The sequence below is a fragment of the Paenibacillus sp. FSL H8-0282 genome, assembly GCF_037963825.1.
GTDB classification, from domain to species: Bacteria; Bacillota; Bacilli; order Paenibacillales; family Paenibacillaceae; genus Paenibacillus_AQ; species Paenibacillus_AQ odorifer.
This window is the reverse complement of sequence record NZ_CP150146.1, coordinates 3,861,986-3,877,053: the sequence shown is the minus strand read 5'-3', so window position 1 is coordinate 3,877,053 and position 15,068 is coordinate 3,861,986. Positions and strand designations below refer to the sequence as shown.

Annotated in this window: 12 protein-coding genes and 2 pseudogenes; 12 read left to right on the top strand and 2 right to left on the bottom strand. The window is 44.4% G+C overall.

Features of this window, described 5'->3' with window-relative positions; translation table 11 throughout:
- Positions 1–30 precede the first annotated feature (30 nt).
- The 12 genes from mutL (at position 31) to glnA (ending at position 14,249) form a co-directional block, all read left to right on the top strand.
- A complete protein-coding gene (gene mutL, locus NST94_RS16705) occupies positions 31–2,016 on the top strand; it encodes a DNA mismatch repair endonuclease MutL (RefSeq protein WP_076184447.1) in 1,986 nt (661 codons plus the stop codon).
- An 11-nt stretch (positions 2,017–2,027) separates the two neighbouring features.
- Positions 2,028–2,840, top strand: a complete 813-nt coding sequence (locus tag NST94_RS16700) for a class I SAM-dependent methyltransferase (protein WP_339281090.1) — start codon at positions 2,028–2,030, stop codon at positions 2,838–2,840.
- Positions 2,830–3,810, top strand: a complete 981-nt coding sequence (gene miaA / locus NST94_RS16695) for a tRNA (adenosine(37)-N6)-dimethylallyltransferase MiaA (RefSeq protein WP_175619957.1) — start codon at positions 2,830–2,832, stop codon at positions 3,808–3,810. Before NST94_RS16700 ends, miaA begins: the two co-directional genes overlap by 11 nt.
- Positions 3,811–3,829: 19 nt before the next feature.
- Positions 3,830–4,069 (top strand): RNA chaperone Hfq, encoded by a 240-nt coding sequence (gene hfq, locus NST94_RS16690; protein ID WP_076128380.1) that lies wholly within the window; start codon positions 3,830–3,832, stop codon positions 4,067–4,069.
- 139 nt (positions 4,070–4,208) lie between these two features.
- A complete protein-coding gene (locus tag NST94_RS16685) occupies positions 4,209–6,770 on the top strand; it encodes a PBP1A family penicillin-binding protein (RefSeq protein ID WP_280753120.1) in 2,562 nt (853 codons plus the stop codon).
- A 186-nt stretch (positions 6,771–6,956) separates the two neighbouring features.
- Complete coding sequence (locus tag NST94_RS16680; protein ID WP_036687739.1) at positions 6,957–7,511, top strand: DUF402 domain-containing protein; 555 nt, start codon at positions 6,957–6,959, stop codon at positions 7,509–7,511.
- A gap of 2 nt (positions 7,512–7,513) precedes the next feature.
- Positions 7,514–8,170 carry a YdcF family protein gene (locus NST94_RS16675; protein WP_076279293.1) on the top strand — a complete coding sequence of 219 codons (657 nt, stop codon included), beginning with the start codon at positions 7,514–7,516 and terminating at the stop codon, positions 8,168–8,170.
- A gap of 317 nt (positions 8,171–8,487) precedes the next feature.
- Complete coding sequence (locus NST94_RS16670) at positions 8,488–9,462, top strand: AAA family ATPase (RefSeq protein WP_076098759.1); 975 nt, start codon at positions 8,488–8,490, stop codon at positions 9,460–9,462.
- A gap of 254 nt (positions 9,463–9,716) precedes the next feature.
- Complete coding sequence (gene hflX / locus NST94_RS16665) at positions 9,717–11,006, top strand: GTPase HflX (protein WP_076128387.1); 1,290 nt, start codon at positions 9,717–9,719, stop codon at positions 11,004–11,006.
- Positions 11,007–11,139: 133 nt separating this feature from the next.
- Complete coding sequence (locus tag NST94_RS16660; protein WP_076184443.1) at positions 11,140–12,414, top strand: methionine gamma-lyase family protein; 1,275 nt, start codon at positions 11,140–11,142, stop codon at positions 12,412–12,414.
- Between the two features lie 62 nt (positions 12,415–12,476).
- Positions 12,477–12,887, top strand: coding sequence for a MerR family transcriptional regulator (locus NST94_RS16655; RefSeq protein WP_019910684.1), 411 nt, complete (start codon positions 12,477–12,479; stop codon positions 12,885–12,887).
- A 33-nt stretch (positions 12,888–12,920) separates the two neighbouring features.
- A complete protein-coding gene (gene glnA / locus NST94_RS16650) occupies positions 12,921–14,249 on the top strand; it encodes a type I glutamate--ammonia ligase (protein WP_036687730.1) in 1,329 nt (442 codons plus the stop codon).
- Positions 14,250–14,366: 117 nt separating this feature from the next.
- Here the strand turns inward: glnA and NST94_RS16645 are convergent.
- Positions 14,367–14,642, bottom strand: a pseudogene (locus NST94_RS16645) (tyrosine-type recombinase/integrase); the annotation flags it as partial.
- 227 nt (positions 14,643–14,869) lie between these two features.
- A pseudogene (locus NST94_RS16640) lies at positions 14,870–15,030 on the bottom strand (YHYH domain-containing protein); the annotation flags it as partial.
- Between the last annotated feature and the right edge of the window lie 38 nt (positions 15,031–15,068).

The window sequence follows — 15,068 nt, the reverse complement described above, 5'->3', positions numbered from 1 at the left end:
AATTGATTGCCTAAATAAGAGGTGAATGAAATGGCCAAAATTCATATATTGGACGAGCATATTGCCAACCAGATAGCTGCGGGTGAAGTAGTAGAGCGGCCAGCTTCTGTTGTAAAGGAGCTTGTCGAGAATGCAATTGACGCTGGCAGTACAAGAATTGAGGTATCGGTAGAAGAGGGGGGCTTGCAGAGCATCCGCGTTAAAGATAATGGCTCCGGGATTGATCCTGAAGATTGCGAGACCGCCTTTTACCGGCATGCTACAAGTAAAATTCTGAATGGCCGCGATCTATTTCAAATCACAAGCTTAGGCTTCCGCGGAGAGGCACTTCCCAGTATTGCCGCGGTCTCCAAGGTATCGCTTCTAACTGCAACTGCCGATGACGGCAAAGGGCGCCTAGTAGACATTGAGGGTGGCAATCTCATACGAAATGAGGACGCTCCTTCCGGCCGGGGAAGTGATCTTGCCGTTCGTGAATTGTTTTTTAATACGCCGGCAAGGCTGAAATATATGAAGAGTATTCAGACGGAGCTGGGCCATATCTCAGATGCCATGTACCGCATGGCGCTGGCTCATCCGGGGATCTCTTTTACCTTGCATCATAATGGCAATCAGCTGCTGCATACGCTCGGAAATGGTGATCTGCTGCAGGTCATCGCAGCTGTTTACGGAACCAATGCCGCCAAAGCAATGCTGCCGATTACGGCAGAAGACTTGGATTACCGGATTTCCGGATATATTAGTCGTCCAGAATGGACACGTTCCAATCGAAATGCAATCACTACTATTGTCGGTGGACGTTATATTCGCAGTAATGGACTGAACGCAGCAATCATGCGTGCTTATCACACCTTGCTTCCGATTAACCGTTATCCGTTATTAGTTCTTGAACTGGATATGCACCCCTCTTTGGTAGATGTCAATGTACATCCAGCAAAACTCGAGGTTAGATTCAGTAAGGAGAATGAGCTTTACACCTTTGTTGAGCAGGAGATCCGCAAAATACTGCTGGGGCAAAGTCTGATTCCACGTCCAAGCAAGGAAACAATCGGACCCAAGGGCAGCAGCTCCTTTATCCAGGAGCAATTTGCTTTTTCCAAAGGAGCTGTTCCGCCGTCATCTTCGAATGGTGATGAGAAGGATACAGCCCCTACGGGATCTGCCAGCTTCTTAAGTGGACTACAGTCATCGAACCCTGACCGTAATTCCCGTGATTTTAGCAAGGATGGTCAGGCGGATCATCAGGTAGCTCGCGAGGTAGCTCCAGCTTACGGATCAGGCTATCCGTCTTCATCTTCGCAGGGGCGCCAAACTAATGCGAATACTAGTTATTCCAATAGCTATCGCCCGCAAGAAACGTCAATGGCGCAGAAGCAGCTCCCTTCGGTTGAGAAGCTATGGGCTCCACCACAACAAGAAGAGCCTGGACTTCCGGCCTTTCCTGAGCTTAATTATATAGGCCAGCATCATGGGACCTATATTATTGCCCAGAATGATGGAGGACTCTATTTAATCGATCAGCATGCGGCACATGAACGTATTAATTACGAATACTTCTATGAGAAATTTGGTCGGCCGGAGGATGCCTCACAGGAGCTGCTACTGCCGATTACACTGGAGTTCACGCCTTCTGAAAGTCGTCAGCTTAGTGAACGTCTACATTGGTTTCAGCAGGCCGGGGTATACCTTGAGCACTTTGGCGGACAGACCTTTCTTGTTCGTTCTTTGCCCTATTGGTTTCCTGAAGGGGATGAGAAGGCGGTCGTTGAAGAAATGGCGGAGTGGGTCTTAAGCGAGCGTATGATTGATCTTGCGAAGCTACGAGAAAAGTCATCGATTCTGTGTTCATGTAAAGCCTCGATTAAGGCCAACCATAAACTAACAGAACAGGAAGTGGAGGCTCTGTTGTCCCGACTGGCAGAGTGCAAACAACCGTATACTTGCCCACATGGACGGCCGATTGTGATCTCTTTTTCATCCTATGATTTAGAGAAATTGTTCAAGCGGGTTATGTAATTATACATTTTTTGAAATTTGTTAAGAGCAAGACTGGAGGCACCATGATTATAACTACGGGGTATAGCCCGATAATGGAAATAGTAGAACGCGCGCAAAGCCTTGCGGAGAGAACGGGTTGTAGTTATGCTCCACGTGAGAAGCTCTCCATTACAAGGATGGTTGAACATTACGGAGATGAGGATATTCTGATTCTATCTCAGGACGCTGTTCGACTACACCGCTTAGGAATGGAGCCTATGGAGTTTCATCCGAGCATGGGCTTCGTTCGCGCTAAACGAATTCTAAAGGGTGAGATCGAGCCGATGCTTGTTGCGGCTCGAATGCTTCCCGGAGATAGCGTATTGGATTGTACAGCTGGATTAGGAGCTGACTCCTTACTGTTTGCTGTACATGGTGGTGAGTCCTCAGAGGTTACCGCTTTGGAGAGCTCATTACCGCTGTACGCACTGCTCAGTGAAGGGATGTCTCATTACATCTCTGGGCAAGTAAAGGTCAATGAGGCTTTACGCAGAGTTAATGTCGTGCATAGTGAACATTTGGATTATTTACGGTCTCAACCAGATCGAAGTGTGGATATTGTTTACTTTGATCCTATGTTTCGCGTGCCTCTGACGGGTTCTGCCTCGATTTCCCCGCTGCGGCAATTCGCTAACCGTGCAGCCTTATCGACAGAGAGTGTAACCGAAGCGGTTAGGGTCGCCCGTAAGACTGTTCTTTTAAAAGAAAAGGCTTTGAGTGGCGAATTTGAACGCCTAGGGTTTACTGAGCTGCTCCGAAGCAACTCCAAAACATCGTACGGGGTGATACACATTGACAACTAAAGAAAGGCATAAGGTTCTAGTGCTGTTAGGACCAACTGCCGTAGGCAAAACCCGGTTAAGTCTGGAGCTGGCAGCGGCTTATAACGCTGAGATTATTTCCGGCGATTCGATGCAGGTTTATCGTGGTATGGATATTGGTACAGCTAAGATTACACCAGCCGAAATGAACGGCATTCCCCATCACCTGATCGATATTCATGATCCGCAGGATGCGTATTCTGCCGCTGAATTTCAAGAGCAGGGCACTAGACTCATCGAGGAGATAAGCGCTAGAGGGAAGCTTCCCTTTATCGTAGGGGGGACTGGACTGTATATTGAGTCTTTATGTTACGGCTTTCAGTTCTCGGAAGCAGTGGCTGATGAAGCTTTCCGTAAAGAGCAGGATCAATTTGCGGAAGAACATGGAGCGCTTGCACTGCATGCCAGACTCGAGGCGGTTGATCCAGTCAGCGCAGCCAAACTTCATCCTAACGACCGTCGCAGAATTATCCGTGCACTGGAAATTCAACACCAGACAAACACTACACTTTCCGCTTCTCATGCTGCTCAAAAGAAGGAATCTCCCTATGACTTATGTCTCATAGGTTTGACAATGGACCGGAAAATACTATATAAACGTATTGAGGACCGAATTGATAGCATGCTGGCGGATGGTCTCGTTGCTGAGGTGAAGGGACTGCTGGATAACGGTTACAGCAGAAGCCTTGTGTCCATGCAGGGATTGGGTTACAAGGAAATTGCCGCTTACCTGGCGGGAGAGCTGACGCTGGAAGAAGCTGTGATACTGCTTAAACGCGATACTCGCCGATTCGCCAAAAGACAGTTGTCATGGTTTCGCCACATGAAGGAAATCGAGTGGATCGATGTCGAAGGTGAACAAAACTTTTCTGAGAATTTCTCAAAAATACGTGGTATAATAGCAGGAAAGTTTCTCTCAGGTCTTGAATATACTTCTGAACAATCTAATTGAACCATTGGGGGTACGTCATATGAACAAGTCCATTAACATCCAAGATACATTCTTGAACCAACTACGCAAAGAAAATATCCCTGCTACGGTATATCTGACCAACGGTTTTCAAATCCGGGGAATAATTAAAGCATTCGACAATTTTACAATCGTCATTGACAGTGATGGACGCCAGCAAATGGTGTATAAACACGCAATTTCCACGTTCACACCACAACGTAGTGTATCACTGATGCAAGACAGCAGTATTGAAGAATAACATTTATCAAAAATGAATTGAAACCTTTCTTGTTTATAAATCGTTTGAATAGAGTGTGAGAGAGCAACCTGTGAAGGTTGTTCTTTTCATTCATGGCAGACCATTTATGTTTATTTCCGAAAGGGAGTCAGGAGGCATTATGTCTAGAGACGATACATCTAGGACGAATCACAATAGAGATAGAGGATCGTCCAGTTCCAAATCAAAACCAAAATCAAAACCAAAAAAGAAAAAGAAATTTTTGACGAAGAAGCGTGTGCTGTGGAGCTTGTTCTTCGCTACGGCATTGGCCATTTTCTGTGCATTAGGTGGATATCTGTTCATTATGCTAAATGGTCAAAAGCTTCTGCTTGAGAACCAGGATAAGCTAACAGTGAATGAAACGACTAAGGTATATGACCGCAATGCTAATTTAATCGGCGAATTATCACTGGAGAAAAGTGATCCAGTAGAGTATGAAGAAATTCCACCGTTATTGGTTAACGCTTTTGTAGCCACAGAGGATAAACGTTTCTTCGAACATTCTGGTGTGGATTTATGGTCGATTGGCCGGGCAGCAGTAAAGGATATAGCCGCACGAAGTATGGTAGAGGGCGGTAGTACCATTACTCAACAGCTCGCCAAAAACATTTTCCTGACACGGGACAAGACGTTTTTCCGTAAAGCTACTGAGGTGTCGATTGCCGTAGCCCTGGAGAATCAGAAATCTAAAGAAGAGATTATTACCATGTATCTGAACCGGATTAACTTCGGGGGTACAATTTACGGAATTAAAGCAGCATCAGTAAGATATTTTGGTAAAAGTGATTTGAGTCAGCTTAAGGTTTGGGAAATCGCGACATTGGCGGCTATGCCAAAAGGCCCGTCTCGTTACAACCCGCTGCGTAACCCTGATCTTTCGAAGGAACGCCGGGCAGTAGTGCTTCAGCTTATGTATGAGCAAGGGTACATTACGGAGCAGGAAAGAGACGAAGCAAAAGCCGTAGATTATAACTATAAGCCGCCAGAAAAGAAACAGCGTTATCAAGCATTTATTGATTTTGCAGTAGATGAGGCGGAAGAAAAATTTGGATTGTCAGAAGATGATCTGAATATCGGCGGATACAAAATTTACACTACCATGGATAAGCATGCTCAAGAAACGGTTGAAGATGCTTTTGCAGATAGTGATAATTTTGAAAAGAGTGTAGATGAAGAGCTGGTACAAGGCTCAATGACGATTGTGAATCAGGAGAATGGCAGCATTGTTGCACTCCTTGGCGGACGGAATTATGAGAAAAAAGGCTACAGTCGTGTAACTGGCAGCCGTCGTTCTCCAGGTTCTGCTTTCAAACCAATTGTCTCTTATGCTCCAGCGCTGGAAACTGGGAAATTCACCATGAATTCAACGCTAAGCAACGAGAAGCAATGTTTCGCGAACTATTGTCCAACCAACCTGCACGGATATTCTAAGAGCATCAACATGAGTGATGCCATTCAGAAATCAGAGAATATTCCGGCTGTTTGGCTGCTCAATGAAATTGGTGTGAATACCGGATTTAAATTTGCCAAGAAACTAGGCATTGGATTGGAAGATGAGGATAAGAACCTCTCGCTGGCTCTTGGAGGCATGAGCAAAGGGACCAATACGCTGGAAATGGCGCAAGCCTACAGCGCTTTTGCAAATGGCGGCGAACTAAGAGAGGCTTATTCCATTAAATCCATCTCTGACAGCAGTGGTGAGACGGTCTACAAAGCGAATACAACGCCTGAGCGAGTGATGAGTAAGGAAACAGCTTATCAAATGACTGAGATGATGCAGAAGGTCGTGGAGAGCGGTACGGGTAGAAAAGCTAGGATTGACCGTCCTGTTGCCGGTAAGACCGGTACGACGCAAAGTGGATATTCTGGAATCAGCTCGAACCGTGATGTATGGTTTGTAGGCTATACGCCAGAATGGACTGCAGCAGTCTGGATGGGTTACGACAAGCCAAGTAAAAAGCATCTGCTTAAGAACAGCAGTCCGCTTGCCGCTGCTTTCTGGGGTAAGGTCATGGAGGAAGCGCTGAAGGATGTTCCTAAGAAATCCTTCCCGCAGCTCGATAACGAGATTGCTCCTGAGCCTACTGAAACACCAGAAACAGCTCAGACCGTTACTGGACTATCAGCAGCATATGATCCTTCTACGATGACTGTAAATCTCAATTGGGAGGCAGTTCCTGTTGCCGGCGTTGAGTATCGTATTTATCGTAGAGAGACATCGGAAGCTGAATTTGGCTCACTGTTAAATACAGTGACTACCAGCGCAGGCGATTTTAGTGCACTGCCTGGTTTGGTTTACGAGTATTATGTAACTTCTTATGACCCTGCGCTAAAAGTGGAGAGCGAACCATCCAATGTGGTTAGTGTATCCGTGCAGGATGAAATGCCGACCCCTGAACCCACCATAGATCCTAATCTTCCGACCCCGACCCCAGAGGACGGTGGCAACAACGGAGAGAATGGAAATGGTGGCAATAACGGAGGCGGCAATGAGGGAGGCGGCAATGACGGAGGTACAGGGACGATCCCTGAAATCACCCCGCCACCGCCAACACCAATGCCGACCCCAACTCCAGAACCCACTATCGGTGGAGAGGGTTCCGGCGATGAGAGTGGGAATGTATCCACAAACCCTGATCCAGAGACCGGTTTTGTGAACGGGGATTCTTCCACTCAATAAAACGAATTTGAATTTCAAACAATAGCTTTATCCATGGCAGTCCAGCTTTGCTTTATTTATAGAGCGAAGCTGGACTGCCGTTTTTATTAGGTTTAGAAGAAAAATTTCTTGTATTTTGCGGGATATTTTGAGTGTATCCTCTAAATGTGTTAAGCTGAATAGACCATACTGGAGAGGGTAATTTCTATGAAACGTAAATTCGGAGACCGGGCCAACTGGCGCCGGATTACGCGTCGCCATTTTGCCTGCCGCTATGTGGAGAGCCGGGAATTCAGCGGATATATTACGCTTTATACCATCTACGGGCTGAAAGAACCACTGTGGAAGAGCTATGGACGACATACATATCGTATTGCAGATAAAGGTTATTCCTGGCTGCAATATTTTCCGAAAGATAGTCACTATATTGTGACGGCTATGTTCGACGAAAAACAAAATATTGTTCAATGGTACATAGACACCTGTAAAGTGCAAGGCGTTACTGACCAAGGTGTGCCTTGGTTTGACGATTTGTATCTGGACGTGGTAGTACTTTGGAACGGCGAGGTGTTTTTGCTCGATGAGGATGAACTGGAGGAAGCACTGGAGAGGCAAGACATCTCAGAAAGCGATTATAAGCTAGCCTGGGAGACTGCCCATACTATTTTACGTGGCATCGATGCTCATGCTTTCCCTTATTTCTCACTCTCTTTGAAACATCGTGCCGAATTATTTCATCATGGAGAATTCAGGAGGAAATAAAGATGGAATGGTACGTTTATGGAAGAGACTCTTCCCCGATTCGGATTGTTCGCAAAAAACGCCGAATTTGGTCTAAACGAACGTTGCTTATTGCTTTAATGGTTATTGTTGTAGTTGGTTTGTTGTGGTGTGCGTACGCATTGAGGAATATCAATAAAGCTGCAACGACAGATCCTATGCTCAAAGCCGATACAGGGATCATTCTTGGCATGTCGATGTGGGGAGATGAACCTAGCCCGGGATTGAAGGAACGATTGGATTACGGGCTTAAGCTCTACCAAGAGGGGATGTTCCCGCATTTCATAGTTTCTGGAGGTTTGGATAAACCTGATCTTAAATATACCGAAGGTCAAGGCATGCGCAATTATTTAGTAGCTCATGGAGTTCCGGACAGCGCCATTTCTGTTGAAAATAAAGCTACCAGCACTTACGAGAATCTTCTGTATAGCAAAGCCATTATGACAAGTGAGGGATTGTCCTCAGCAATTATTATTACGCATACATATCATGGATGGCGTTCACACGAAATCGCGGACGAGCTCGGTTATGTGAATCCTGAACTGGGGCTTACTGAATCCACTGTTCTGTCGATGACAAGGCATAAGTCGCGTGAAATTCTAGCCTATACGAAATGGAAAATCCAGCAGTTGTTCCTGTAATTGTTCCCAAATATCAGAATCTTCTAATAATGCTTCCTATTCCGGAAGAGACTTGATTAGAAAAGCCAGCCCCCAAATGGACTAAACTCTAAAGGGGGGCTATTTGTTATTTGTATATCAAAAATAATGGGGTTGTGAAATGATAAAAAAATAAATGTCTGCTTATGACTTTTATGCATTTCGGTCATTCTATCCTCGTGTACCATCGTAGAAGATGCGAGAGATAGCAGGGAATCCAATGTCGAAACCCCATTCTTTAAAACAAGTGCATGATGTCATTCAGTTATTGCATATAATGCTCTAACGAGGTGATTACAATGGGTGAAGAAAATTTAAGAAAGATAACCATTAATGATTCCAGAATGAATATAACTTTCAAAAATCAAGACCCAACAAATATTACGAATGAAACATTGGAGAGCGCGCTGGCTCAAAATAATCATTTAGAATCTACAAAAGAAATCCTGCAAGAGCTTCATGAGCTTATCGGTCTTGAAAAGGTGAAGGATCTTATATATGAAATTCATGCGCTTATCCAAGTGGAAAAAATGAGACAAGAACTGGGGTTAAATGTAGTTAATCAGGTTTATCATATGCTGTTTAAAGGCAACCCCGGGACTGGAAAGACAACTGTAGCAAGAATCGTTGCCAAGCTGTTAAAGAATATGGGCATATTAAGTAAAGGTCAATTAATCGAAGTAGAGAGAGCGGATTTAGTGGGGGAATACATAGGGCATACAGCTCAAAAGACCAGAGACCTTGTTAAGAAGGCTATGGGTGGCGTATTATTCATTGACGAGGCTTATAGCTTGGCTAGAGGCGGAGATAAAGATTTTGGAAAAGAGGCAATCGACTGTCTTGTAAAGGTTATGGAGGACAGGAATGATGATCTCATCATTATCTTAGCGGGTTATCCAAATGAAATGGAGATGTTCATGGAGGCTAATACCGGGCTTCCCTCACGATTTCCAATTCAACTCGATTTTCAGGACTACACAACAGATGAACTGATATTGATTGCACATAAAATGGCTGCTGAAAGAGACTATATAATTACTCCAGAAACAAACGGGAAACTAAAAGAGTTAATCCTTAATGAGAAAATTATTGAAGAAAACTTTAGTAATGCCCGTTATGTACGCAATATCCTCGAACAGGCAATCCGCCATCAAGCGGTTAGATTAATAAGCAGGCATGTCAAAATATCTAAACAATCTTTGATGGAGATCTTACCGAGAGACCTTGTTCTTCCGGTCGATGATTATTCAAAAGGGGAGAGTATAATTTCTTAAATAAATTGACACCGGCTAAGTTTATACGTGCTTAGTCGGTTTATCTTTTATAAAAGATTGAAGATTATCATAATGAAAATGCTGACAGAATGGTGAGCCGTTCCATTATCAGCCTATATTACCAATGAAACTTATGATAAAATGTTTTGAAGCGCTGTGAATGAACAGGTTCATCTGTATAACATCAGCAAGAAGTGAAAAACTGATTAAATGGTACACAAAGATTCTATTACCGTCATAAGGAGCATGAATAAATGGCAATAACTACGCATGATACAGAAACGGATATTCAAGATCGGGCGATATTGGTCACTCTCGTCACAGATAAAATTAAACGTACCGGTATTGACCCAGAGCTTTCTCTGCAGGAATTAGTACAATTAGCAGAAACAGCAGGTGTTGAAGTCCTGGATGTGTTGCGTCAGAATAAGGAAACACCGGATTCAAAATGGTTTATCGGGAAAGGTAAGGTAGAAGAGCTCCGCATGGCCGCTGATGGTCTTGGAGCTAATACGGCTATTTTTGATCAGGAATTATCTGGAGCGCAGGTACGGAACCTTGAAGAGTCTCTGGATCTGAAGATTATTGATCGGACGCAGCTCATTTTGGATATTTTTGCTGGGCGGGCCAAAACGCGAGAGGGTATTATTCAAGTAGAGCTGGCACAGCTGTCCTATCTTTTGCCGCGGTTATCCGGTCAAGGCAAAAACTTATCCAGATTAGGCGGGGGGATAGGAACCAGAGGGCCAGGTGAAAGTAAGCTTGAGACCGATCGCCGCCATATTCGCGGTCGGATTACGGAGTTGAAACGCCAGTTGGATGAGGTAGTTAAAACCCGTGAATTGCACCGTGAACGCCGCCGTAAGGCAGGGGCAGTGCAGGTTGCTCTAGTCGGCTACACGAATGCTGGTAAATCGACGCTGCTTAAGCAGCTTACGGATGCGGATGTTTATATTGAGAATCAATTGTTTGCTACGCTTGACCCTACTTCACGCGTGCTTCAACTAACGGGTGGCAAAGAGGTAGTGCTTACGGATACTGTAGGCTTCATTCAGAATCTTCCGCATGATCTTGTAGCATCTTTCCGCGCAACGCTGGAGGAAGTCAATGAGGCCAATCTGGTGTTGCATGTAGTGGATGCCTCATCTCCAATGCGTGAGGAGCAGATGGAGATTGTGCAAACTATTTTGCAGGATTTAGGGGCAGCCAGCAAACCGCAAATAGTGCTTTTTAATAAAATCGATCTATGTGAGCCTGAGCAACTGGAAATGCTGCCAACAGGTACAGGTTTTTTGAAGATCAGTGCGTTTAACCCTGAGGATTTAACCCGGATTATTGAAATTATCTCTGATGAATTGGCTGGAGATACGCTGAATTTTCGCATTCCTGGAGACCGAGGCGATATTTCTTCTCTGCTTTACAGAGTGGGTGAGGTTCTGGAAACTACCTATGACGAGAACGATGTTATCTATAACGTCCGTCTTAATAAAGAGGATTATGATAAATGGGGTTACATGCTTGCTGATTTTGTGGACCAGCCGTAATCTTCTTTGTTCCCCTAAAGTGGAAATGCTTGTTGTATAGGTATAAAATAATAGCTAATGACAAAAAGCGTCAGGCAACTGTCGCTTTCTGTCATTATGATGGCAAGTAAATGTAAGGAGCGAATAAGAACTAATGGCAGTTTTTGCAGAAGATATTTTAGGAGCGGCAGAGTCCGCAGAAGTTGAAATCGAAGGTGCAGTCAAAGCTCTTGATCGAATTGTCGATAAGAATCAATGGAAGGTTATTGAAGCGTTTCAACGTCATCAGGTCAGTGATTATCATTTTGCGGGTTCAACGGGGTATGCTTACAACGACCGTGGACGCGAAGTGCTGGATCTTGTCTATGCTGACGTTTTTGGTGCGGAATCAGCTTTGGTGCGCCCTCATTTTGCTTCAGGAACACATACCATTTCAACAGCCCTCTTTGGTGTGCTGCGACCAGGAGACGAGCTTTTATACATCACAGGTCGTCCGTACGATACCTTACACAAGGTGATTGGCCAAGCAGGAGATGGGACAGGCTCACTCGCAGACTTCGGAATTACATATCGGGAAGTTGCCCTTACATCAGAGGGTAAGATTGATTGGGAAGAGGTAACTCTCTCTATCAATGAGAAAACTAAAGTAATTGGAATCCAAAGATCGCGTGGTTATGATTGGCGTGCTTCCTTCACAGTAGCCGAAATAGGTGACATGACAGCGAGAGTGAAGTCATTGAAACCGGATGTTATTGTGTTCGTTGATAATTGCTATGGTGAGTTTACTGAAGAGCTTGAGCCTCCGCAGGTTGGAGTGGATCTAGTAGCGGGTTCATTAATTAAAAATCCTGGTGGTGGAATTGCTGAGACGGGTGGATACATCTGTGGGCGCAGAGATCTAGTAGAGCTTACAGCGTACCGTCTTACAGCTCCTGGTATCGGTGGCGAGGTAGGCGCAATGTTAGGAACTACCCGCGGGTTATACCAAGGTCTGTTCATGGCTCCGCATACAGTTGGACAAGCCCTTAAAGGAAGTATTTTTGCGGCAGCTGTATTTCAGCGCTGCGGGTTTGAGACGAAACCAGCGTGGAATGAACCTCGTACAGATTTGATTCAGGCGGTTTCCTTTGATGGACCGGATCACTTGATTGCCTTCGTGCAGGGAATTCAACGTGCTGCGGCGGTAGACAGCCATGTAGTTCCAGAACCATGGGATATGCCGGGATATGAACATCCTGTCATCATGGCGGCAGGTACGTTTATACAAGGTGGTAGCTTAGAGTTATCGGCAGATGCGCCTATCCGTGCGCCTTATATTGGCTATATGCAAGGGGGATTAACCTACTCCCATGTCAAATATGGCGTTTTGATGGCACTCCAAAGTATGCGTGATCGAAAATTACTGTCAGAAAATCTTACACACCATTGACACGCTGTATTAGGAAATGTACAATGAGATCAGAAAAAGATCATTGGAAGGTTGGATGAGTCATGGGTGATGAAATCCGCAGAAATATGGCATTATTTCCTATTGGAATTGTAATGAAGTTAACTGATTTATCTGCAAGACAAATTCGTTATTATGAACAGCATAGTCTAATCGTACCTGCACGTACCTCTGGGAATCAACGTTTGTTCTCTTTTAATGATGTTGAGCGCCTATTAGAAATTAAGGCCTTGATTGAAAAGGGTGTTAACATTGCTGGCATCAAGCAAGTAATGAACCCAGTCTCGAAGGAATCCGAAGAAGCTACTGTGATTACCCCTGACACAGAGGTTAGACGTAGAGAGCTATCAGATTCGCAGCTTCACCGTTTGCTGAAGCAAGAACTAGTTTCCGGTAAAAGACCGGGACAGGTATCGCTTATTCAAGGTGAGTTATCCCGGTTTTTTAATAAATAATAATATACAGAGTTTTGAAAGGGAGAGGATCACGTGAGCTTTTCTAAAGAGGATATTTTACGCATTGCCAAGGAAGAGAATGTTCGTTTCATTCGTCTGCAATTTACAGATCTGTTAGGTACTATCAAGAATGTAGAGATTCCGGTTAGCCAATTGGAAAAAGCACTCGACAACAAAATGATGTTTGATGGTTCCTCCATCGAAGGTTATGTACGGATTGAAGAATCCGATATGTATCTCTTCCCAGACCTTGATACTTGGGTAATCTTCCCTTGGGTGACTGATAGCCGTGTTGCACGTCTGATTTGTGACGTGTATATGCCGGATGGTACTCCATTTGCTGGAGACCCACGTGGTATCCTGAAGCGTTGTCTGAAGGAAGCCGAAGAAATGGGCTTTACAGCGATGAATGTTGGACCTGAACCTGAATTCTTCTTGTTCAAAACAGACGAAAGAGGTAACCCAACTACAGAATTGAATGACCAAGGTGGTTATTTCGACTTAGCTCCTACAGACTTAGGGGAAAACTGCCGTCGTGAAATCGTATTGACCCTTGAAGAAATGGGCTTTGAAATCGAAGCTTCCCACCATGAAGTGGCTTCCGGCCAGCATGAAATTGATTTCAAATATGCTGACGCGATCACTTCTGCTGACCAAATTCAAACCTTTAAGCTCGTCGTGAAGACGGTTGCCCGTCAACATGGCTTGCATGCAACTTTTATGCCTAAACCATTGTTTGGTATTAACGGATCTGGTATGCACGCTCACCAATCCTTGTTTAATGGCAAAGAAAACATGTTCTACGATGAAAGTGACAAGCTAGGTCTGAGCAAAACTGCACGTTATTATATGGCTGGTATTTTGAAGCACGCTCGTGCTTTTGCAGCGATTACTAACCCAACAGTGAACTCTTACAAACGCCTTGTTCCTGGTTATGAAGCACCTTGTTACGTAGCTTGGTCTGCAAGTAACCGTAGCCCGATGATTCGTATCCCAGCTTCGAGAGGGCTTAGCACACGTGTTGAAGTTCGTAACCCGGACCCGGCAGCTAACCCATACCTCGCACTTGCTGTTATGTTGAAAGCAGGGCTAGACGGAATTAAGCGTAAGCTTGATCTTCCAGCTCCAATTGACCGTAACATCTATGTGATGTCTGAGGAAGAGCGTATTGAAGAAGGCATCCCAAGCTTGCCATCCGATTTGAAAGAAGCGCTAAGCGAAATGATCCGCAGCCATGTAATTACCGAAGCTCTCGGCGAACATGCGCTGGCTCACTTCTACGAGCTGAAAGAAATCGAATGGGATATCTATCGTACACAAGTTCATGAGTGGGAAAGAAATCAATACATGACGCTTTACTAGAACCTTTAAACCCTTGGCGCTCTAAGCGTTGAGGGTTTTTTTTGTGGGGGTAAGGATGATAGGAGATATTGTAGAGGTTTATGAACACCTCCGTAATGCCCCCAAAAAATGTAGTGATCATTCGAGGATGCTTCTCATATGAGCTTCAAATTTATCCATGCTGCTTTCATTTATTTTCTTTGAAATATGTGTGTATATGTTCGCTGTGATTCTCATACTACCGTGACCTAAACGTTCTAGTACATACTTCATATCGTTACCAGCCTCAAGTATAAGAACAGCATGAGTGTGACGAAAAGAATGAATCGGCATCGCCGGGAGACCAATACGTTTCAAAATTCGCGAAAAAGAATTGAATAAAGAAGATTTCGGCATGAAATTACCATCATCTCTAGAAAGAACTAAGTTTAACTTATGTTTATAGGAACCCTTCTAAGCTAATTTATTTTGGTTCTGATATTTAATGTGTTGCTTTAGATCGCTAATGATAGATTGACTAATTTTTATCGTTCGTTGCGAATTAAACGTTTTTGTATCTCCGAATAGAGTTGCTTCATCCTCAGCTGAAAAATCTAACGTCTTACAAATGTGGCAGCCGGTTTAGAATCTGAACCTCCACCGTTGTGGTAATGGTATTCTCCGTTTTCCAGTCCCCACTTTGCGCAATTTGTGCGGAAATATGACCCCCATTTGCATCTGTGCGTCCTGGATGTGCCTCAGCAAGTACAGGCATCAATAATAAGAAAAGTGACATGAAGATTGGAACAATAATTCTTTTCATAAAAAATAAATACCCCAATGTTTGATTCTTGGAGTAGT